Genomic DNA, 22,129 nt, shown 5'->3' with positions numbered 1-22,129 from the left:
CCTCGCCACCCCTCGGCGAGCCTCCAAGCCTGGGCGCTGACGTGGATCTCCCTTCGTCTATCTGCAACTGCCGAGCCCCATGTTTCACGTGAAACATGGCGGCTCGCATTCTTCGTATATCAACGTCCAAACAATAGCTTAGCGCGCGGGAAAACTCTTGCGACTTACCCGCCGGGGGAGGTCTCATGGTGCTCAATTATCGGCCTTTTCGTGATGACTACGAGTGCAATGTATAGAGCCCCCTTCAGTATCACAGAGCCCCCCGGACAGGTTCCCGCACGTTCCATATACCGCGACAACCAAGGCATCCAGTCTGAAGCGTGAGACTCCTCGAGTCCAAATAGCAGGAGGCGGAACACCTGACGTGGATAACAAGACGCAGGTAACAAGATCCAGGCAGCAAGACACAGATGGCAAGACGCGGATCGCAAGATGCGGATAGCCAGACACGGTCCCAGCCTTGGAATCTCAGGCCTGATGCCGTGATGTTTCACGTGAAACGTTGCGGAGGAGCGAGGCCACGGACGCAGCTCGATTATGGCTTGCCGTACGCTCTCGTCTGCTCCCCCTTCCCACCATCCCTTCCCCCCCCGTACCAACAGCTCCTTCCAACAACACCTCCATTCCTCCCTTTCTGATTCCCTCCTTCCATCCCCTTCTTTGAGATGACGCCAGGAGTATCGATACGCCGCCTTTTCGACCACTTCACATGTCAGCACGCAAGCCAGATACCTTCCTCCGAGTATCTGCCTGAAGCTCGGGTACTCCCCGTACTCGGCACGAATGCTGATATCGACCAGACATTTGATATCAAAGAGGCGTGAGTCCTGGCTTGAGCAGCTGACCTTATATCGCCAGATGTTTCACGTGAAACGTGCAGGCAGCGCCGCGATGTCCTCAAGCTCCTGCCCACCATACGATCGCCATGGTGACACCGCGCCTTCGTCTTTCCTCTACTGACATCCAGCTACGTCCACTGACTTCCATTGCCGACACACCGCGCCCACTCACCACCCACTCACCGCGTTCGCCAGCAGAATCGGACGACCACAGCCCATGGCGTGCGGTCAGATGTGTATCTGCTCATTCGCGATACACCCTCGCCGGATGGCAATAGAAGCCTGGTGCACCCCGCCCTCTCATAGCGGGCCTTTCAAGAAACCAGCCACCCAGCCATCCAACCATCCGGCCGCTGGCAAACTACTGATACTAAAAAAGAAAAAACCCCGATCCTGAAGATCGGGGTTTTGTCGCGTGATGTTTCACGTGAAACATCGAGGCCATGGGCCTGGGACTTCCTGCTGCACTAGATGTCCAGATTGGCCACCAGAGCGTTGCGCTCGATAAAGTCACGACGCGGTTCGACTTCATCACCCATCAGGGTGTTGAACATCATGTCGGCGGCAACGGCATCTTCGATGGAAACCCGCAGCATACGCCGCGTATTGGGATCCATGGTGGTTTCCCACAACTGCTCCGGGTTCATCTCGCCCAGGCCCTTGTAGCGCTGGATCGACAGACCACGCTGTGCCTCGTTCATCAGCCAATCCAGCGCCTCATAGAAGGTCTTGACCGGCTTCTTGCGCTCACCACGGGCGATATAGGCGCTCTCTTCCAGCAGCCCATCCAGTGTCTCACCGAGGCCAGCGATGGCGCGATAGTCGGCGCTGGTGAAGAAGTCCAGGCCCCAGACGTAGTCGGTGGTCACGCCATGGGCAATCAAGGTTACCGCCGGCAGGAAGAACCCGCGTTCATTGTCTTCCTGCAACGAGAAGGTGTAACGCGGTCCACCCTCGTAGGCCACCAGATCGTCCATTTCCTTCTGCAGGAACTCGATCCAGTTCTGCATGGTGCCGCGATCACGGAGGCTGTTTTCGCCGTCAAGATGTGCCGCATGGACGATCTTGCGCAGCACCTCGCTGGGATAGACCCGCGACAGACGATCGATGCGCTTCATCACATCACGGTACTGGTTCACCAGAGTCTCGAGCTGAGCCCCGCTGATTCCAGGCGCATCTTCACTGACGCACAACCGCGCCCCGTCCAGGGCGGTGGTGGTCAGGTAGTCGATCATCGCCTGCTCGTCCTTGAGGTAGAGCTCCTGCTTGCCACGCTTGATCTTGTACAGCGGCGGCTGGGCGATAAACACATGCCCGCGTTCGATCAACTCCGCCATCTGACGGAAGAAGAACGTCAGCAGCAGGGTCCGAATATGCGAACCGTCCACGTCCGCATCGGTCATTATGATGATCGAGTGATAGCGCAGCTTGTCCGGATTGAACTCCTCACGGCCAATGCCACAGCCCAGGGCAGTGATGAGCGTCCCGACTTCCGCAGACGACAGCATCTTGTCGAAGCGTGCCTTCTCGACGTTGAGTATCTTGCCCTTGAGCGGCAGGATAGCCTGGGTACGCCGATCACGCCCCTGCTTGGCACTACCCCCGGCCGAGTCACCCTCGACCAGGTAGAGTTCGGACAGACCGGGGTCCTTTTCCTGACAGTCGGCCAGTTTGCCGGGCAGCCCTGCGATGTCCAGGGCGCCCTTGCGGCGGGTCATATCGCGCGCCTTGCGCGCCGCCTCGCGGGCCCTGGCAGCGTCCAGCATCTTGTTGACGATGGCCTTGGCTTCGTTGGGCTTCTCTACCAGATACTCCGAGAAAGACCGCCCAAGCTCCTGTTCTACCGCAGTTTTTACCTCGGAAGAGACCAGCTTGTCCTTGGTCTGGGAGGAAAACTTCGGGTCCGGCACCTTGACCGAGATGATCGCGGTCAGGCCCTCACGGGCGTCGTCACCGGAGGTGTTCACCTTGGTCTTCTTCAGCAACCCTTCCGCTTCAATATAATGATTGAGCGTACGAGTCAGTGAAGCGCGGAAACCGGCCAGGTGGGTACCGCCATCCCGCTGAGGGATGTTGTTGGTGTAGCAGAAGATGTTCTCGGCGAAGGTATCGTTCCACTGCATCGCCACCTCGACCGCCACGCCATCTTCCCGCTCCACATTGAAGTGGAAGACGGGGTTGAGAACGGTCTTGTTGGTGTTGAGGTGGTCGACGAAGGCCTTCAGGCCACCTTCATAGTGAAACAGCTCTTCCTTGCCGCTACGCTCGTCCAGCAGGCGGATAGCCACACCAGAATTCAGAAACGACAGCTCACGCAGACGCTTGGCCAGAATATCGTAGTGAAACTCGATATTGGCGAAGGTCTCGGGAGACGGACGGAAGTGCACCCGCGAACCGGTCTGCTCGGTCTGCCCCACCACAGCCAGCGGCGACTCGGGGACACCGTGACGATAGATCTGCTCGTGGACCTTGCCGGCACGCCAGATGGTCAGCTTGAGCTCTTCAGACAGCGCATTGACCACCGAGACACCGACGCCGTGCAGGCCGCCAGATACCTTGTAGGAGTTGTCATCGAACTTACCGCCCGCGTGCAACACCGTCATGATCACTTCGGCCGCCGATACGCCTTCCTCTTCATGAATATCGGTCGGAATGCCACGGCCATTGTCACTGACGGTGATCGACTCATCCGGATGGATGATCACCCTGATCTCGCTACAGTGGCCGGCCAGCGCTTCGTCGATGGAGTTGTCCACCAGCTCGAACACCATGTGATGCAGGCCGGTACCATCATCGGTATCGCCGATGTACATCCCGGGCCGCTTGCGTACGGCATCCAGGCCTTTCAGTACCTTGATGCTCGATGAGTCGTAAGCATGTTCGCTCATTGACCACTCCGTCGTGAAGTCTGTCTGTCTATGGCCTGCAGCTGGCCGAAGCCGTCAGCGTCTTGTTTCACGTGAAACATTGCCATCGGCGTATCGGGTTGCCACAGGTCGGCCAGTACCTCGTGATCCACGCTGGTGATGAAGGCCTGGCAGCGCATCCGCTCCAGCCACTGGCAAAAGATCCTTCGGTGGTTCTGGTCCAGTTCGGCGGGCAGATCGTCGATCAAGTAGAGACAGGTCCTGCCTGTCATCTTCTCGAGTAACCGTCCCTGGGCAAGCTTCAGTGCGCTCACGACGAGTTTCTGTTGTCCTCGTGAAAGCACTTCGACCGCTGGTCGTTTGCCGAGTCGAATCGCCAGATCCGCTCGCTGGGGCCCCTGCTGGGTAAATCCCATCTGACGATCGGTGTCGCGTCCCTGCTCGAGCACCTCGGCCAGATCTCGCTGTCGATCCCAGCCACGGCTATAGCGCAGCGTCAGCGATGGCAGTGAAATCAGCCCTTCCAGCGTTTCCTCGAATACCGGAATAAAGGTATCGATCCATTCCCTGCGCAGGATGTCCATGCGCTCGCCCGAAAGCGCCAGCTCATGCTCCCACACTGACAGGGATTGAGGCTCCATTCTACCATGCCTGAGCAGGGCATTCCGATGTTTCAGGGCGCGACGGAAACGCTGCCAGGCCTGCAGAAAGTCATGTTTCACGTGAAACACTCCCCAATCCAGGAACTCCCTCCTGCCGGCGGGAGATCCCTCCAGCAGGCGGAAGGCGTCGGGGTTGATCAACTGCAGGGGCAGGGTCTCCACCAGACGAGACACCCTGTCGAGTCGTTCACCGCCAATGCGCAGCGTCAATTCGCGCTCCTGACGCAGGCGGCGCAAGCCGATCGATACAGGGGGATCACCGGCAAGGCGGCCATGCAGGACAAGGGCGTCAGCATCGTGGTGGAGCACCTGGGACAGCCGACGCGCCCGAAAGGACCGCCCCATGCCCAGCAGGTGGATACCTTCGAGCAGGCTGGTCTTGCCGCTGCCGTTGCTTCCAGTGATCAGGTTGATCCCGGAAGATGGTGAAATATCAAAGGCCTGCAAGTTTCGCAGGCCTTGAAACATCAAGCGGTCTAGCGCCATGGAAAGGCCTTGCTGGCAACGAATACCGTCACAGGCGCATCGGCATCACGACATAGAGGGCATCGCCGCCACCGGGTTCTTCCATCAGCGCACTGCTGTTGGGATCGCCCAGCGTCATCTGCACGCGATCCTCACCCACGGCGTTGAGCACGTCGATCAGATAGCCGACGTTGAAGCCGATCTCCATGGCCGGCCCGCTGTATTCGATGGCGATGTTTTCCTCGGCCTCTTCCTGCTCCGGGTTGTTGGCCATCACCCTCAGGTTGCCCTCTTCCAGATTCAGCCGCACCCCACGGTACTTCTCGTTGGAGAGGATGGCGGTACGCGACAGCACCTGACGCAACTCCGAACGTTCGGCGATGAAGACCTTGTCGCCGCCCTTGGGCACGACCCGCTCGTAGTCCGGGAACTTGCCGTCCACCAGCTTGGAGGTGAAGGTGAAGTCCCCGGTGTGAGCACGGATATGGGTAGAGCCCAGGGTCAGGCTGACAGGCTCTTCAGAATCGTCGAGCAGTCGCACCAGTTCGAGTACACCCTTGCGCGGAACGATCAGCTTCTGGGCCGACTCAATGTTGATCTCCACGGGGCGAGAGCTGACCGCCAGGCGGTGGCCGTCGGTAGCCACGGTGCGGACCAGGTTCGGGGCGAACTCCAGCAGCAGACCATTCAGATAGTAGCGAACGTCCTGCTGCGCCATGGCGAACGAGGTGGCGTCGATCAGCTGCTTGAGGGTCCCCCGCGGCAACGCCAGTTCGACACTGCTCTGACCATCTTCAATATTCGGAAACTCGGCGACCGGAAGCGTGGACAGGGTAAAGCGTGAACGGCCACTGCGCAGCACAGCCCGCCCGTCCTCGATGGACAGCTCCAGCTCGGACTGGTCTGGCAAGGACTTGCAGATGTCCATCAGCTTGCGCGCGGGCACCGTGATGGCGCCAGGCTCATCCACCTGGCTGGCCACGGTGCGGCCGACCAGTTCGACTTCCAGGTCGGTGCCGGTCAAGGCGACCTCGTCCTGTTCGACCTGGATCAGCACGTTGGAGAGCACCGGTAACGTCTGACGGCGCTCGACCACACCGGCCACCAGCGTCAGCGGGCGCAGCAGCGCTTCGCGGGAGATGGAAAATTTCATGTCGGCTCCACTTCTTGTCCGGGAGAGTGAGACGGTCACGCGGTTGATGACGTAGAGACGTTAACTGGTCAAAAGCCGCAACAGATTCTTGTAGTCTTCACGAATATCGGCGCTTTCTTCCTGCAGCGCCTGCACCTTGCGACAGGCATGTAGCACGGTGGTGTGGTCTCGGCCGCCGAAGGCGTCGCCGATTTCCGGAAGACTGTGATTGGTCAGTTCCTTGGCCAGGGCCATGGCGACCTGTCGCGGGCGCGCCACGGAGCGTGAACGCCGCTTGGACAGCAGGTCCGCCAGCTTGATCTTGTAGTACTCCGCCACGGTACGCTGGATGTTGTCCACGCCTACCTGCTTGTCCTGCAGAGCGAGCAGATCCTTGAGCGATTCGCGGATGAAGTCCTGGGTGATCGACTTGCCCATGAAGTGGGAATCGGCGATGACCTTCTTCAGCGCCCCTTCCAGTTCACGCACGTTGGAGCGAATCTTCTGGGCAATGAAGAAAGCCGCATCATGGGGTAGATCCACCTTGGCCTGGTCGGCCTTCTTCATCAGGATCGCCACCCGAGTCTCGAGCTCAGGCGGCTCTATCGCCACCGTCAGCCCCCAGCCAAAACGGGACTTGAGGCGCTCCTCGACGCCGCTGATTTCCTTCGGGTAGCGATCCGAGGTCAGGATCATCTGCTGGCCACCCTCAAGCAAGGCATTGAAGGTATGGAAGAACTCCTCCTGGGAGCGCTCCTTGCCGGCGAAGAACTGGATGTCATCGATCAACAGCGCGTCGACGCTGCGATAGAAGCGCTTGAAGTCATTGATGGCGTTGAGCTGAAGGGCCTTGACCATATCGGCGACGAAGCGCTCCGAGTGAAGATACACCACCCGAGCGTTCTCGCGACGCCCCGCCAGGGCATTGCCCACCGCATGCATCAGGTGGGTCTTACCGAGGCCGACGCCACCATACAGAAACAGCGGGTTGTAGGCTCCCCCTGGGTTCTCCGACACCTGGCGGGATGCCGCCCTGGCAAGCTGGTTGGACTTGCCCTCGACAAACGTCTCGAAGGTGAAGTTGGGATTCAGGCCACTGGAGTGCTTGAGACTGCCCTCGACCTGGACCTGACGTTCACCGCCAGGTGGACGCGTGACCGGCGCCTCACCGCCTTCGTCGCGCAGGCGGTCGACCTCGCGCTCATCCCCCACATCGCCGCGGGAGCTGGTGTGCACGGCCGCCGAGCGGGCCGGAGCGGCGGAGACAGGATCGCCGAGTTCGCGAGTCTGGGGTGGGGCCGGCGCAGCGCGACGACTGCCCACCGTCAGCATCACCTTGGGCGGCTTGGCCGGCGCCAACTCCCGCATCAGTTCACTGATACGCTTGGCGTACTTGTCACTGACCCAATCGCGCACAAAGCGGTTGGGTGCCAGCAGCCTGAGCTGATTGGACTCCCCTTCTTCCGCCTGCAGAGGGCGAATCCAGGTGTTGAACTGCTGCGAGCTCAGTTCATCCTGAAGGGTTTGTAGACACTGTTGCCAGAGAGCGAGCGACACGCGAGCTACCTTGGTTGAAGAACGACCGCACATTGTAGCCTTGTCACCACGAGTTATCCACACGAGAACGGCACCGAAACCTAGCTGTGGAAAACCCTTGTACGCCATTCGGAGTTGTGCTTGAACAACTTGCTGGCGAACTAGCCCCTGTGGACAATCTCATCATTGATCCACCGGAACCACACCGCTCCTCCCCGCGGTCTCAACGTTTTCTCCACACTTTTATATGCAACGCAACATGTTGAAATTTCATACGAGAACACGCTTATCCACAAATACTATCCCCAGTAGTAATAACAACATCAGTCAAGAACTTCTCTTTATTGTTATGTAGGCAGTGGGTCATGTCGCGAGGCCGGTCCTAGGTGGCTTGTTCACCCGCCGGTTCGGCTCGAGCAAGAGTTATCCCCAGCCGTCTGGTCCGGACTGGCAGGGGCGAACACCCTGAAACCTGCTTTCTGGCCCGCGAAAAGATTGCACCCAGGGCTTGAAATCACTAAAATATCCGGTCTTGAGCCGAATACCCCCGGGGGCCCGAGCGGATTCCGGGAGCCTCTGGATGTCTATCCGTTCCAAAAAACCACTGTGGGATTAACGAGTTATGAAGCGCACATTTCAACCGAGCGTTCTCAAGCGCAAGCGCGCGCACGGCTTCCGTGCTCGCATGGCCACCAAAAACGGCCGCGCCGTTCTGGCACGTCGCCGTGCCAAGGGCCGCAAGCGCCTGAGCGCCTAAGCGCAGGTCCTTCGTGGCCTGTCTGACCTTTCCCCGGCAATGCCGCTTGCTGACTGCCGGGGACTACCGCCAGGTGTTCGATGGGGCGGTCTACAAGGTTCACGGCAAGGGCCTGATGGCGTTGGCGATTCCCAATGACTTGGGACACCCTCGCCTGGGCCTGGTCTTCAGCAAGAAGAACGTACGCCGGGCCGTCGATCGCAATCGACTGAAACGACTGGCTCGTGAGTCCGTTCGGCATGCACAGCATCGACTTCCCGCCGTGGATATCGTCTTGCTGGCCAGGCGTGGCGTCAACGAGGTCGACAACGACACCGTGCTGCGCCAGCTGTTCGGCATGTGGCGTCGTCTCGAGCGCGAGGCCGAGAAGTCGACTCGTCCCTCGCGGACATCGACGACACCTCGCCACGCGAGTGACACCCGGGGTGACACTCGGTCACAGCCGAAGCAAAGCCGTAACTAGCAGCAAGAGGCTCTTCAATGCCGAACACACTTCGTCCGAGCATGAACGAGTCCCTCTTCCGGCCCCTTGACATCACCTCTCGCGACGCGGAACGTTTCCGTACGAATACTGGCCTGCCTCCGGCAGGCTTTCGTGTATCTCATGTAGGCGTCTCGCGTGGCGCCATCGGCATGTTCACTTCCCTTCGGGCAGACCCTTCATGGACGTAAAACGACTACTCCTGCTGATCCCCCTGGCGGTGCTCGCCTACCTGATCATGGTGCAGTGGAACCAGGACTACGGTCAGCCGCCCAGCACCCCGGATGCTCCGGCGATCACCAGCAACGCGACCTCAAACGGTGCCGACGCCTCCACGTCGGAAGGCCTGGCGGCACCCAGCTCGGCCAATGATGTCGGCAGCGAGCTGCCCGGCAGCAGCGAGCCCGCTGCCAACAGTCGAGATCTCATTGCGGTCATCACCGACGTCCTCGACGTGCGTATCGACCCCCAGGGTGGCGACATCGTCTACGCCGCCCTCCCCCAGCATCTGATGAGCCAGGATGGGGATCGGCCCTACGTGCTGCTGTCCAATAACAGCACTCTGAGCTACGTCGCTCGCTCTGGACTGCAGCTTGACGGCAACAGCGGTCGTATCGCCTTCTCGCCCGAGAAGACCGAGTACCGCCTGGCCGACGGCCAGGACAGCCTGCAGGTAGATATGACCGCCACCGTCAATGGCGTCGACATCGTCAAGCGTTTCACCTTCAGTCGTGACGACTACGCAGTCGACGTCAGCTACCTGCTTGCCAACGCTGGCGAGGAGCCGGTCAGCGCACGCTTCATCGGCCAACTGGCCCGCGACAACAACCCGGATCCGTCCACTGGCCCCAAGATGGGCATGCGCTCCTTCCTCGGCGCGGCGTACTCCTCACCGGAGAACCGCTACGAGAAGATCGACTTCGAGGACATCCAGGCAGGCAACTTCCAGAACCGCGAGGTCGAGGGCGGCTGGGTCGCGATCATCCAGCACTACTTCACCTCCGCCTGGGTACCGCCGCAGCAGCAGGACAACCTGTTCTACGCCGCCACCGACAGTCAGGACCGCAACGTTGCCGCCTTCGCCGGCCAGGCCCAGACCCTGGCGCCGGGAGCCGACGCCACCCTGGGTGCCACCCTCTACATGGGCCCCAAGGTGCAGGAGCGGCTTGAGGCCGTGGCACCGAACCTGGAGCTGACCGTCGACTTCGGCTGGCTGTGGTTCATCGCCAATCCGCTGTTCTGGCTGCTCGATCACATCCACGATCTGATCGGCAACTGGGGCTGGTCCATCGTCATCCTGACCATCATGGTCAAGGCTGCACTGTGGCCGCTGTCTGCCAAGGCCTACAAGTCCATGGCACGCATGCGCAAGCTGGGCCCGGAAATGCAGCGTCTCAAGGAACGCTTCGGCGACGACCGCCAGAAGATGTCCCAGGAGATGATGAAGTTCTACCAGAAGGAAAAGATCAATCCGCTGGGCGGCTGTCTGCCGATCCTGATACAGATGCCGGTATTCATCGCGCTGTACTGGATGCTGCTGGAGTCCGTGGAACTGCGTCACGCGCCCTTCATGCTGTGGATCCAGGACCTGTCGGTGAAGGACCCCTACTTCGTCCTGCCGATCCTGATGGGCGCCTCCATGTTCGTTCAGCAGATGCTCAACCCGACGCCTCCGGACCCGATGCAGGCGAAGATCATGAAGATGCTGCCGATCGTCTTCACCTTCTTCTTCCTGTGGTTCCCGGCCGGTCTGGTCATCTACTGGGTGTGCAACAACTGCATCTCGATCATTCAGCAGTACGTGATCACCCGCAAGATCGAGGAAGACCCCAGCGTCGGCAAGGGCATGAACACCAAGTAAGTCCTCATGCATGACGCTTCCAGACCCCCGCTTCGGCGGGGGTCTGGCGTTTCAGGGCCCGCACCTCTGGCAACAGCCGTTGGCCACACCAGCCGGACTGGCAAAGCCAGGCGCTGCGCCTGACAATACGCCCGATCATCAAGGAGTCTGACCATGACCACGCCTCTCTACACCCAGGACAGCATCTGCGCCCTCGCCACGCCGCCGGGTCGGGGCGGCGTCGGCATCATACGCGTCTCGGGGCCTGCCTGTGGCGCGATTGCCAGCGCCATGCTGGGCCAGGTACCGGACGCGCGCCAGGCCTTCTACGGACCGTTCAGGGGCGATAACGGGGTAATCGATGAAGGCATCGCGCTGTTTTTCGAAGGGCCACACTCCTTCACCGGCGAAGACGTGCTGGAACTTCAGGGTCACGGCGGCCCGGTGATCATGGACATGCTGCTCGAGCGCTGTGTGGCGCTGGGGGCGCGACTGGCCCGCCCGGGCGAGTTCTCCGAGCGCGCCTTTCTCAATGACAAGCTCGACCTGGCCCAGGCCGAGGCCATCGCCGACCTGATCGACGCCAGCTCCCGTGGCGCCGCCGAAAATGCCTTGCGCTCCTTGCAGGGCGAGTTCTCCACCCGCGTGCAGTCGCTGGTCCAGGGCCTGATCGAGCTGCGCATGTACGTCGAGGCGGCCATCGACTTCCCCGAGGAGGAGATCGACTTCCTCGCCGATGGCCATGTCGCGGCCAAGCTTGGCGCGCTCATGACGGAGCTCGCCGAGGTGCGTCGCAGTGCCGGCCAGGGCGCACTGATGCGCGAGGGCATGAGCGTGGTCATCGCCGGACGGCCCAATGCCGGCAAGTCGAGCCTGCTCAATGCGCTGACCGAACAGGACACGGCCATCGTCACCGATATCGAGGGCACCACCCGGGACGTGTTGCGAGAACATATCCATCTGGACGGCATGCCGCTGCACATCATCGACACCGCCGGCCTGCGCGATACCCCCGACGCGGTGGAAAAGATCGGCGTGGCCCGCGCCTGGAGCGAAATCGAGAAGGCCGACCGGGTCCTGCTGCTGGTGGACGCCACCACCACCGAGGCCACCGACCCCATGGCCATCTGGCCGGAATTCGTCGAGCGCCTGCCGGACGCCTCACGCTTGACCCTGGTGCGCAACAAGGTGGACCAGAGCGGTGAAGCACCGGGACTCGATTTATCCACAACACCTCCTACGCTGCGGCTCTCCGCCAGATCACGTCAGGGTGTGGATAACCTCAAGTCTCACCTCAAGGAGATCATGGGCTTTCAGTCCACCACCGAAGGCCGCTTCTCGGCTCGGCGTCGTCACCTGGACGCCCTTGACCGCGCTCGCGCGGCCCTCGACAACGGCCATGCACAACTCGAAGGCTATGGCGCGGGCGAGCTGCTGGCCGAGGACCTGCGTGATGCCCAGCAGGCGCTGGGGGAGATCACCGGCGAGTTCAGCGCCGACGATCTGTTGGGTGAGATCTTCGGCAGCTTCTGTATCGGCAAGTGAATGCCTGAAAATGCACAAAAGCCTTTAAAGCAGACGCTCCACCAATAGCGAGCACTTACCCACGTTCATGCGCCAGCGATCGCCTCGCCACCCCTTCAGAGATGGCGAAGCCACGCCTGGCGCCGACATGGGGCGCCTGAGGCGTCCGCCATCACTGGTGCCAGGCATCCGCCCCCCGGCCGGCCGGACCGAGGGTTCGTCCAGGGCATCTGTCATACCCGCTACACTGTGGGCAGTGCCCCCTTGCCCACAGGAGTCCCCATGAAAGCTCTTCCCCTGGTTGTCGCAATGGCGCTAGGCAGCGTCTCGCTTTCCGCCCTGGCGGACTGGCAGCTGTCCGGTGACGATTCACGCCTGTGGTTCGGCTCGGTGAAAAACCAGAGCATAGGTGAGACCCACCACCTGGACGGTCTGTCCGGCGGTATCGACGATAGCGGCAAGGTCACCATCGAGGTGGCCACAGAATCGCTGGACACGGGCATCGATATCCGTGACGAACGGATGCTCGAGCACCTGCTGGCCGCGGCCAGCTTCGCGATCTCGGCCCAGGTCGATACCTCCAGCTTCGATTCACTTGGCGTAGGCGAGACCCTGGCGACCAGTATCCCGGTCGATATCAGTCTCGGCTCGGCGTCGACCGAGCAGGAGGCCCAGGTACTGGTGGCAAGACTCGCCGACACACGCTGGCTGGTGGTATCGGATCAGCCGGTATGGCTAAGCGCAGAATCGCTGGGCTTCGAGGACGGCATCGCCGCCTTGCAGGAAATCGCCGGCCTCTCATCCATCGACCGAACCTCACCGGTGGGCTTTCGCTTGATGTTCGAGGCACCATGACCCGATTGACGTCTGGCCAGATCACCGACGACCAGGCGCTACTCTTCGACCCACCAGCGCTGCTCGTGGCGCGCTGCGTCACCGAGCAGCGGCAACCAGTCAGCGATGGCGGCCTGCATGCTGTCGCTGACACCCCAGGGCGGGTTGGCCACCAGCATCCCGCTGCCGTACATGCCGTGACTCGCCCCACCCGGGGGGTGCAGGATCACCTCGCTGCGCCATAGTTTGCGCACGCCGCTGGCTCTCAGCCTGTCCAACAGCTCCTGGTGGCGCCCGGCGGGCAGCAGTGGATACCACAACAGCAGCACCGCGTGGCGGACCTTGCCGAGGGCATGAATCATGGTCTCGGCGACCTCCTGGTACTCCGACTTGCGCTCGAAACTCGGGTCGACCAGCACGCACAGCCGCGGTGTCTTTACCGGGAGCAGTGACCTGAGCCCGGCCAGGCCGTCGCCATGCACGCGTCGAATATTCGCCTGCTGCCCTTCACCTGCCAGTGACTGCCGGGCCAGGTGACCGTGCTCACCCGGGTGCAACTCGAACAGGGTCAATCGGTCCTGATCACGCAGCCGATGACCCAGCCACCAGGGCGAGCCCGGGTAGTGGGTCAATTGCTGTGGCCGCGGCTGAACGGAGTCGATCGCCTCAAGCCAGGTCGTCAGCAGTGGGGTCTGCGCCCCCGCCTTGCCCGTCTCGGTGCGGCTGTCCCACAAGCGCTTGACGCCCGTCTGGTACTCCTTGAGCCGCGCGGTTTCTTCAGCCGCCAACGGATAGCTTCCTCGCCCGGCGTGAGTGTCTATAAACGTAATAGCGCTATTTTTACGTAATAGATGATCGATCGTGGCGTAAAGCCATAAGTGTTTATGAACGTCGGCGAAATTGCCGGCATGATAGACGTGCTGATAGGAAAGCATGGATGGTAGGACCTGGTCGTGGGGCGAAAAACGTTCGCCGAGTCGATGGCTTTACGATAACAGCAAGTAGGGGTCTGCGTGCAGACGTATGGACTCATGACAGACATTGGGCTTTGTCCGAGTAGGTACGCTGTACCCCCACGAACCCGAGCCGTTGAACATCATGGAGCCATCGCCAGTTATCGCTGTGACCAAGGTTGAGGCAGCAGCAGGGCTTGGGCGAGACCAGGCCAGACCAGGAGAAATCTAGCGAGTCCTGGAGAGATCTAGGCGCTGTCCGAAAAGTCGACGAGCGAAGGTTAGACAAGGCAAAAATCGGTGAGAAAGCGCAGTTTACGGGGTGTAAATGAGCATTTTGATCCGATTTTTAACGCCGTATTACCGAGCGCAGGCACTTTTCAGACAAGCCCTAGCGGGTCCTGGAGAGACCGGGCAGGAATGAAGAGAAAGGCAGGTATCGAAAAGGCCCGCGCCTCTGTCGAGAGGTGCGGGCCTTGCCGTTGCAGTCGCTGCAACGTCGCGACTTCAGCTACGGGCTATCGACGCAAGCGAGAGAACCCCATCGAGGTGGGCCTCCCTCATACAGGCAGCCGAGTCGCCTTACCCCTGCTGGCCGGTCGGCGTCAGGGTAATCTCGACGCGACGGTTCTGGGCACGACCTTCTTCGGTGTTGTTGCTGGCGATCGGCTGGTTTTCACCGTAGCCGCTCACATACAGACGACCGGAGGCGACACCCTGCCCCTGGAGGTAGCTACCCACCGACTGAGCACGACGCTCGGACAGACGCTGATTGTAGCTGGCGTCGCCGGTAGAGTCGGTGTGGCCGGCGATATTGACGCGGGTTTCCGGATACTGGGTCAGCACGTTGGCCACGTCGTTGAGGGCGCTAGTGGCGCCGCCGGTCAGGTCGGCGGAGTCGAAGCCGAAGGTCACGCTACTCGGCATGTTGAGCACGATGTTGTCACCCTGGCGCTCCACGTCGATCCCGGTACCCTGCATGCTCTGACGCAGCTGTTCTTCCTGGCGATCCATATAGACACCGATGCCACCGCCCACGGCGGCGCCCGCAGCGGCGCCAATCAAGGCACGGTCACGCTTGCTGGTGCTGCCGTCGCCACTGATGGCACCGGCAGCGGCACCGACGGCGGCACCCACAGCGGCGCCAATGCCGGTGTTGTTGCGATCGGTCTGGCCAGTGTAAGGATCCGTTGTGGAGCAGCCAGCCAGAATCACGGCGGCTGCCAGCGGGGCGATCAGTCGAGTCTTGCTGCTCATGGCGTCAACGTCTCCTTCCATGTGGTACATCATCCCTTTCAGTCTTCGCTGAACAGGGTCAAAAGGTCGTTCAAGAATAATAGACCTTGCGCAGAAGCTTGAACCCTGGCGGCGTCTTGCACAATAAGTCCCTTTTCACGCGCCTTGTCGATCTTTGGCGACAACTCTGCCACAGAGCGTCCTGTGTGTGCACACCAGGTATCCAGCGATACCCCGTCGACCAGTCTCAGTGCGTTCATCGCGAATTCCAGCGCCACCTCGTCGGGCTTCACCCGCCGGTGACCGGCCACGAAACCCCGTGGGTCCTGATGTCGCCGCAGGTAAGCCTCGGGCTGGCGAGTCTTCCAGCGACGCTCGATGTGGAAGCCCGACTCGCCCGGCTGGCTGATCTTGCCGTGGGCACCGGCGCCGATCCCCAGATAGTCGCCGAAGCGCCAGTAGTTGAGGTTGTGACGCGCCCGACGCCCGGGCTTCGAGTAGGCCGAGATCTCATAGCGTTGAAACCCTGCCGCCTCGAGACGCTCGTGGCCCAGGTCCTGGATATCCCACAGCACCTCTTCTTCCGGTAGCCGCGGTGGCTTGGCATGAAACTCGGTATTGGGCTCCAGCGTCAGCTGATACCAGGACAGGTGTTCCGGCGCCAGCGTGATGGCCCTCTCCAGGTCGGCAAGCGCGAGCTCCGGGGTCTGCCCCGGCAAGCCATGCATCAAGTCCAGATTGAGATTGTCGAATCCGGCTCGGCGAGCCTCATCGAAGGCGCGCTCGGCGTCCTCGCCGCCATGGATACGACCCAGCGCCGAGAGCTGTTCGTCGTGAAAACTCTGCACGCCAAGCGACAGCCGGTTGATGCCGGCACGGCGATAGTCGGCAAAGCGGCCACGCTCCAGCGTCCCCGGGTTGGCTTCCAGCGTAATTTCGATATCCGAGGCGAAAGGCACCAGCTGGCTCGCCGTATCCAGCAATCGGCGATAGAAATCTCCAGACATCAGACTCGGGGTGCCGCCGCCGATGAAGATGCTGACCAGCTCGCGTCCGTCGGCAAGCCTGGCATCGCTGCGCAGGTCGTCGATCAAAGCCGCCAGATAGGCCTGTTCGGGGAGTTCGGCGCCGCGCCCGACACCGTGGGAATTGAAGTCACAGTAGGGACACTTGCGCACGCACCAGGGCACATGGACATACAGCGCCAGCGGCGGAAGACGAGACACCATCACGAACTCGACCGACGCTCGAGTTCGAGCAGCAGTGCCGAGAGGGCGCGACCGCGATGACTCAGTCGGTTCTTCTCCGCCGCGCCGAGTTCGGCGGCGCTGGCGCCCTGATCCGGCAGCCAGAACAGTGGGTCATAGCCAAAGCCGCCCTCACCGCGCGGATGGGCCAGGATCTCGCCACGCCAGTCGGCCTGGACAATCAGTGGCACTGGATCCTCGGGATGCTCGAGCAGCACCAGCACGCACCAGTAGCTGGCACCACGACTCCCTTCGGGCACCTCGGCCATGGCCTCGAGCAACTTGTCGTTATTGCGACCGTCGTCCTTGGGTTCACCGGCAAAGCGGGCGGAATAGATACCGGGGCGACCATCGAGTGCATCCACGGCGAGCCCGGAGTCGTCGGCGAGCGCCGGCAGGCCGCTGATACGGCTGGCTTCCCTCGCCTTGAGCAGGGCATTTTCGACAAAGGTCAGTCCCGTTTCCTCGACCTCGGGAACGGCAAACTCCGACTGGGCGTGAACCTTGATGCCCAGTGGCGCCAGCAGCGCGCCCAGTTCCTTGAGCTTGCCGGCGTTTCCACTGGCCAGCACCAGTTCGGTAAGTTGACTCATGGCGTCGCTCTTGATGGGTAGTTCGATAGAAGACACGTCGGCACTATGCCGGCATGTTTGCCTATACTCTATCATGCGCGGTTTGAATGCCGTTTAAGCACAAAGTTGGAAAAAAGATTCAAAAAATACCGGGAAACTGTCCGAAAATTCGCTATTTTCTAGGACCAAGGTATGAAATATTTCGGTACAACCGTGTATCAAGCCTAACTTTACTGTGCAGTAGTTACAGAACCTTACAAAATGAATGAAATAGGCCCATAATGGTCACCACTTACTAGTCATACCCATCCCTGTCAGCAGGCGTCTGCGGGTGCACGGAGACACGACGATGAGCAACAACACAGGACAGATAGTGCTGGTGACTGACCACAACCCTCAGTCACTGCTCTTCATCAACTATATCAAGGACCAATTCCACTGCCCTGTCTCCATCGCCGCCCCCGCCGACACCATCGAGATCGATGACAGTCAGCAGGTGCTGGTACTGATGGACGCCGACCACGTCGACGACGCCGCCATGCAGCATTGGCAGGATGTCAGTGCACGCCACAGCGGCCTGTTGCTCACCGCCTTCAACCTGCGTGACGAAGAACATGCGCTGGAGGTGCTGTCCTTCATGCATCTGCGAGGGGTCTTCTATCGTCAGGACAGCCTCGACAGTATCTGCAAGGGCATCGCCAAGCTGTTCGAGACCGACGATCTGTGGATGTCGCGCTCACTGATGACTCGCCTGATCGAGTTCTCCCGCCGCCAGCAGCTCAATGCCTATCGACCGGCCTGTGGCCTGACCCAGCGCGAGATGGAGATCATCGGCCTGCTGGGCTCCGGCGCCTCCAACATGGAAATTGCCGAACGCCTGTGCGTCAGCGAACACACCGTAAAGTCTCACCTGTACAACGTGTTCAAGAAGATTCGCGTCAGCAATCGCCTGCAGGCGGTCAACTGGGCACGCCAGAATCTCGGCGCGCCGCCACCTCGACGCTCCACTGCGACACGCTAAGGCTCGACGACCGAGCCCTGGAACGACGGGGGCACAGACGCCTTTCGGCCGAGATCGAGCAACGGAATGAAGCGACTGCATCGACAACACAGGTGCAGCCAACAAGGACGCCGGCATCGCCGGCGTCCTTGTTGGTGGAGAAAGATACCTGGCTGCTCTCTTACAGCACGCGTATGTGCTCTTCGATCAGGCTGGCCAAGGTCTCCGCCGCGTTGTCGGCCGTGCTGTCCAGCCGCACCAGGTGCAGGCGTTCCTCGTCGGTGAAGTCTTCGAAGGCGTCCTGCTGCGCCGCCAGCACCGCCAGGCTCAACGATTCGTCTCGCTCATTGCGCACCGCACGTTTGCTGATGCGACGTCTTAGCGTCTCGTCGTCGGCCTCGAAGCTTACCAGCAGCACTGGCAGTCCCCGGGCCTCGGCCTGCCAGCGCAACAGCTCGCGCTGCTTGCGCTCGAGGAAGGTGCCGTCGACACAGACCATGTAACCGGCGTCCAGCAGAATCCCGGCGCAGGCGGCCAGGCGCTGGTAGGTCTTGTCGGTGGCCTCGCGGGTATAGATATCCACAGGCAGATCGTCACTACCCTGTTGTGGATTGAATCCATGCAGCACCAGGCGCTGAACATCAGAGCTCAGTCGCACCGCCCCCTGGCGTCCCACCAGGGTACGGGTGAAGCGGCTCTTGCCGCTGCCCGACACCCCGACGCCGATCACCAGCGGCGGAAAGCGGAACTCCGCGTGGCGCTCCGCCAGGGTCAGGTAGCGGCGGAAACTGTTCATGGTCTCGGCCATCAGCGACGGACGCTCCTGGCCGCTCACCTGGCGACGCTGCAGCGCACGGCGCATGCCCGCCATGGACTCGATGACCTGCAACAGTGACAGGATCCGTGCCAGCTCGTAGTCGCCACTGCGACGTAGATAGCCATCCAGAGCCTGATGGGAGAGCGTCATCTCGCCACGCAGTTCGAGTTCCACCCTGAGACTCGCCAGGTCATGGCCGGGATCTGCCATCTCGGGATAGTCGAAGGGCTTGGGATCCTGGGCGGCACTCTGGGCGACTACCAGACGCCCGTTGTCACACAGACGTACATCGGAGTACTCCATGTACCAACGGCTGGGACGCAGGCGATCCTTGCGCACCTCGATGATCGGAGCGAGACGATCGAATTCCTGATCCAGCCACACCTTGAGGGCGTCCAGGCGCTCGACGTCCTCGTCCCCGGTCAGCAGGGATCGACAGGCCGAGAACTCGGCCTCGCTGCGGTGCTTGAGCACCGTCAGCGGTTCCGGCAAATCGCTCTCCGGCGGCAACGGCTCGGCGTGAAACTCGGCCAGCGCGTCCAGCAGTTCTTCCAGGGTAAATGGCTCCAGCGCGGTGTCCGGCGAAGCGGCGTCATTGCCAGTCATGGTCGGCTCCTGTCAGGCCTGGGTCGTCATCTGGGCGAAGGCTTTCTCGGCAGCGTCCAGGGTCACCTGGATATCCTCCGGCGTGTGTGCACTGGACATGAAGCCAGCCTCGTAGGCCGACGGCGCCAGGTAGACTCCCTGCTCGAGCATGGCGGTGAAGAAACGGCGGAAGGCATCGGCGTCACAGGCGGTGGCCTGGGCAAAGTTCTCGACGCTGCTCTGGGCGGTGAAGAATACCCCGAACATCCCTCCCACGCGCTGGGTGATCATGTCGATACCAGCCTCGCGTGCCCGGCTTTCAAGCCCGTTGCACAGGGTCTCGACACGCTGCGCCAGGGCCTTGTGAAAGCCCGGCTCTTTCAGCTTGGTCAGCAGTGCCACCCCCGCCGCCATGGCCAGCGGATTACCGGCCAGGGTGCCGGCCTGGTACACCGGTCCCAGCGGCGATAGTTCGCTCATGATCTCGCGGCTGCCACCGAAGGCACCCACCGGCATGCCGCCACCGACGATCTTGCCGAGACAGGTCAGATCCGGGGTCACGCCAAAGTGTGCCTGGGCGCCGCCCAGGGCGACACGGAAACCGGTCATCACCTCGTCGAAGATCAGTACGCTCTGGTGGCGGTCACAGACCTGGCGCAGGGTCTTGAGGAAGTCGGCACTCGGCGGGATGCAGTTCATGTTGCCGGCCACCGGCTCGACGATGATGCAGGCGATCTGACTGCCGATCTCCTCGAAACAGCGCTCCACCTCGTCGATGTCATTGTAGGACAGCGTGATGGTATGTTCGGCCAGAGCGGCAGGCACCCCGGGAGAACTGGGCTCACCGTGAGTCAGCGCGCCGGACCCCGCCTTGACCAGCAGCGAATCGCTGTGACCATGGTAGTTGCCCTCGAACTTGACGATCTTGTCCCGCCCGGTGAAGCCACGGGCCAGGCGAATCGCCGACATGGTCGCCTCGGTGCCCGAGTTGGTCATGCGCACCATCTCGATGCTCGGAATGATCTCGCAGATCAGCTCCGCCATGGTGGTCTCGACCGCAGTCGGGGTACCGAAGGACAGGCCCTTGTCGAGGCGCTCGCGCACCGCGCCCAGCACGTCGGGATCGGCATGGCCGGTGATCATCGGTCCCCAGGAGCCCACGTAGTCGACGTAGCGCTTGCCTTCGACATCGAAAAGGTAGGCGCCCTTTGCGCTCTCCATGAACACCGGCGGACGATGCAGCCCCTTGAACGCGCGCACCGGTGAGTTGACGCCACCGGGAATGTGCCGACAGGCCTGTTCGAAGAGCTCAGCGGATGTGGTCATGGCAACCTCTTTGCCCAAAAGTGAAATTCAATCATCGATGCCACAGACATCGATTCAGCGCGACACCGCCTGTGGATAACCCTGTGGAGGGCATGGGATAACCCGGTGAATTGGGCGCCAATACCTTCCAACAGGGGCTGATCGGGGTCTCTCATGCCGACTGCCGTGTCGCCATCATACCTTGACCTCGTCCGGCGAAAAGCGCGGCGTCGGCATTTTCCACAGCCGGCGAGGCAACGACTGCCCCTGGCCGGGCGTCCAGCCATGGGCCAGCGCCTGCCAGGCAAACACCTGAGCCTGCTCACAAGCCTGCACCAGACTTTCTCCCGCCGCCAGTCGCGTAGCCACGGCAGCGGCCAGGGTACAACCGGAACCATGGAAGGTCGCCGGCAAGCGGGGCCAGGTCCACTGACGATCGCTGTCCGGAGTATGCAGGGTATGGGCGACACGCCCCTTGGCCGTCTGGCCCTGGGGATCATCGGTGCCGGTCACCAGCACCGCCTGACAGCCCTGGTGCATCAGACTGACACAGCGCTCGGTATCATCCTGGTAGTCGAGCCCGGCCAGGCGTGCCAGTTCGCCGCGATTGGGGGTCAGGATATCGACCCTCGGCAGCAGACGCTCGAAGTAGGCGTCGATCAGCTCCTGGGTCGCAAGCGGTGATCCGCCCCCCGCCTTAAGCACCGGATCGGCAACCACCGGCACACCGGGCCGGCGGCGCACCAAATCGACCACCGCGTCCAGCGCCTCGAGGTCGGCGATCAAACCGATCTTGATCGCCGCGATCGGCAGGCTCTCCAGCGCTGCGGCCGCCTGGCGAATGGTCGAGGCCGGCACCGGGTGCACCGCCTGGACGTCGACGAGGTCCTGTACCGTCAGTGCGGTAGGCACGGTCAGCGCCCAGCCTCCGCAGGCGGCCACGCTCTCGGCGTCGGCCACCAGGCCGGCACCGCCGGTCGGGTCATGCCCGGCCAGCACCAGCACCATCGGCAGGTGGGGCGAAGTCGAAGGACTCAGGCTATTCAAAAGGGTTTCACCACGGCCAGGATCACGATAGCCACCAGTGCCAGCACCGGCAGTTCATTGAACACACGAAAGAAGGTGGCACTGCGACGGCAACGATCCTCGGCCAGCTGCTTCAGGTAGATCAGGCAGACATGGTGATAGGCCACCAGCGCCACCACCAGCGCCAGCTTGGCGTGCAGCCAGCCCTGGCTCATCAGGGCCGGGTTCAACCACACCAGCAGGGCCCCCAGCAGCAATACCGCCACCATCGAAGGTGTCATGATGCCGCGATAGAGCTTGCGTTCCATCACCATGAAGGTATCCATGCTGGCGTACTCGCCCTTGTCCCGGGCCATGGCGTGGTACACGTAGAGCCGTGGCAGATAGAACATGGCGGCGAACCAGGTCACGATCGACATCAGGTGAAAGGCTTTTATCCACAGATACATGG

At 61.6% G+C, this 22,129-nt stretch carries 18 protein-coding genes; 6 read left to right on the top strand and 12 right to left on the bottom strand.

Features of this window, described 5'->3' with window-relative positions; translation table 11 throughout:
* Positions 1 to 1,306 precede the first annotated feature (1,306 nt).
* Genes gyrB through dnaA form a run of 4 tightly spaced genes read right to left on the bottom strand, consistent with a single transcriptional unit; the run spans position 1,307 to position 7,522 of the window.
* Positions 1,307 to 3,727: a DNA topoisomerase (ATP-hydrolyzing) subunit B gene (gene gyrB / locus RBB39_RS17560; RefSeq protein WP_045995091.1), complete on the bottom strand. Its 2,421-nt coding sequence runs from the start codon at positions 3,725 to 3,727 to the stop codon at positions 1,307 to 1,309.
* A complete protein-coding gene (gene recF / locus RBB39_RS17555; RefSeq protein WP_045995090.1) occupies positions 3,724 to 4,854 on the bottom strand; it encodes a DNA replication/repair protein RecF in 1,131 nt (376 codons plus the stop codon). The genes gyrB and recF overlap by 4 nt, the downstream gene beginning before the upstream one ends.
* Before the next feature lie 28 nt (positions 4,855 to 4,882).
* Positions 4,883 to 5,986 (bottom strand): DNA polymerase III subunit beta, encoded by a 1,104-nt coding sequence (dnaN, locus tag RBB39_RS17550; RefSeq protein ID WP_045995089.1) that lies wholly within the window; start codon positions 5,984 to 5,986, stop codon positions 4,883 to 4,885.
* Between the two features lie 60 nt (positions 5,987 to 6,046).
* A complete protein-coding gene (gene dnaA / locus RBB39_RS17545; RefSeq protein WP_045995088.1) occupies positions 6,047 to 7,522 on the bottom strand; it encodes a chromosomal replication initiator protein DnaA in 1,476 nt (491 codons plus the stop codon).
* Between the two features lie 601 nt (positions 7,523 to 8,123).
* Here dnaA and rpmH point away from each other — a divergent pair.
* The 5 genes from rpmH (at position 8,124) to RBB39_RS17520 (ending at position 12,958) form a co-directional block, all read left to right on the top strand.
* On the top strand, positions 8,124 to 8,258 hold the full coding sequence (rpmH, locus tag RBB39_RS17540) for a 50S ribosomal protein L34 (RefSeq protein ID WP_008959105.1): 135 nt from the start codon (positions 8,124 to 8,126) through the stop codon (positions 8,256 to 8,258).
* 13 nt (positions 8,259 to 8,271) lie between these two features.
* Positions 8,272 to 8,721: a ribonuclease P protein component gene (gene rnpA / locus RBB39_RS17535; RefSeq protein ID WP_083970680.1), complete on the top strand. Its 450-nt coding sequence runs from the start codon at positions 8,272 to 8,274 to the stop codon at positions 8,719 to 8,721.
* Positions 8,722 to 8,920: 199 nt separating this feature from the next.
* Positions 8,921 to 10,600, top strand: a complete 1,680-nt coding sequence (gene yidC, locus RBB39_RS17530; RefSeq protein ID WP_045995087.1) for a membrane protein insertase YidC — start codon at positions 8,921 to 8,923, stop codon at positions 10,598 to 10,600.
* A 153-nt stretch (positions 10,601 to 10,753) separates the two neighbouring features.
* On the top strand, positions 10,754 to 12,124 hold the full coding sequence (mnmE, locus tag RBB39_RS17525; RefSeq protein ID WP_045995086.1) for a tRNA uridine-5-carboxymethylaminomethyl(34) synthesis GTPase MnmE: 1,371 nt from the start codon (positions 10,754 to 10,756) through the stop codon (positions 12,122 to 12,124).
* Positions 12,125 to 12,385: 261 nt separating this feature from the next.
* Entirely contained in the window at positions 12,386 to 12,958 is a 573-nt protein-coding gene (locus RBB39_RS17520) for a YceI family protein (protein ID WP_124804526.1), read from the top strand.
* Positions 12,959 to 12,996: 38 nt separating this feature from the next.
* Here the strand turns inward: RBB39_RS17520 and RBB39_RS17515 are convergent, their stop codons facing one another.
* From RBB39_RS17515 to rdgB, 4 genes are all read right to left on the bottom strand, one after another.
* Positions 12,997 to 13,872 carry a 23S rRNA (adenine(2030)-N(6))-methyltransferase RlmJ gene (locus RBB39_RS17515; RefSeq protein ID WP_045995085.1) on the bottom strand — a complete coding sequence of 292 codons (876 nt, stop codon included), beginning with the start codon at positions 13,870 to 13,872 and terminating at the stop codon, positions 12,997 to 12,999.
* A 600-nt stretch (positions 13,873 to 14,472) separates the two neighbouring features.
* Positions 14,473 to 15,147 (bottom strand): OmpA family protein, encoded by a 675-nt coding sequence (locus RBB39_RS17510; RefSeq protein ID WP_045992732.1) that lies wholly within the window; start codon positions 15,145 to 15,147, stop codon positions 14,473 to 14,475.
* A gap of 38 nt (positions 15,148 to 15,185) precedes the next feature.
* Entirely contained in the window at positions 15,186 to 16,355 is a 1,170-nt protein-coding gene (gene hemW, locus RBB39_RS17505) for a radical SAM family heme chaperone HemW (protein WP_045992731.1), read from the bottom strand.
* Entirely contained in the window at positions 16,355 to 16,966 is a 612-nt protein-coding gene (rdgB, locus tag RBB39_RS17500) for an RdgB/HAM1 family non-canonical purine NTP pyrophosphatase (protein WP_045992730.1), read from the bottom strand. The genes hemW and rdgB overlap by 1 nt, the downstream gene beginning before the upstream one ends.
* Before the next feature lie 328 nt (positions 16,967 to 17,294).
* Between rdgB and RBB39_RS17495 the strand changes: the two genes are divergently transcribed.
* A complete protein-coding gene (locus tag RBB39_RS17495; RefSeq protein WP_045992729.1) occupies positions 17,295 to 17,966 on the top strand; it encodes a LuxR C-terminal-related transcriptional regulator in 672 nt (223 codons plus the stop codon).
* 160 nt (positions 17,967 to 18,126) lie between these two features.
* On the opposite strand, the gene RBB39_RS17490 is transcribed toward RBB39_RS17495, so the two are convergent.
* The 4 genes from RBB39_RS17490 to hemJ all read right to left on the bottom strand — a co-directional run bounded on the left by RBB39_RS17490 (position 18,127) and on the right by hemJ (position 22,127).
* On the bottom strand, positions 18,127 to 19,368 hold the full coding sequence (locus tag RBB39_RS17490) for a bifunctional aminoglycoside phosphotransferase/ATP-binding protein (RefSeq protein ID WP_045992728.1): 1,242 nt from the start codon (positions 19,366 to 19,368) through the stop codon (positions 18,127 to 18,129).
* 12 nt (positions 19,369 to 19,380) lie between these two features.
* Positions 19,381 to 20,673 carry a glutamate-1-semialdehyde 2,1-aminomutase gene (hemL, locus tag RBB39_RS17485; RefSeq protein ID WP_045992727.1) on the bottom strand — a complete coding sequence of 431 codons (1,293 nt, stop codon included), beginning with the start codon at positions 20,671 to 20,673 and terminating at the stop codon, positions 19,381 to 19,383.
* A gap of 174 nt (positions 20,674 to 20,847) precedes the next feature.
* A complete protein-coding gene (locus RBB39_RS17480) occupies positions 20,848 to 21,660 on the bottom strand; it encodes a hydroxymethylpyrimidine/phosphomethylpyrimidine kinase (protein WP_045992726.1) in 813 nt (270 codons plus the stop codon).
* A 35-nt stretch (positions 21,661 to 21,695) separates the two neighbouring features.
* A complete protein-coding gene (hemJ, locus tag RBB39_RS17475; protein WP_045992725.1) occupies positions 21,696 to 22,127 on the bottom strand; it encodes a protoporphyrinogen oxidase HemJ in 432 nt (143 codons plus the stop codon).
* Positions 22,128 to 22,129 lie beyond the last annotated feature (2 nt).

Origin of the sequence: Halomonas sp. MMSF_3323 (assembly GCF_030733595.1) — a bacterium.
Classification (GTDB): Bacteria; Pseudomonadota; Gammaproteobacteria; order Pseudomonadales; family Halomonadaceae; genus Halomonas; species Halomonas litopenaei.
This window is presented reverse-complemented; position numbering and strand designations above follow the sequence as displayed.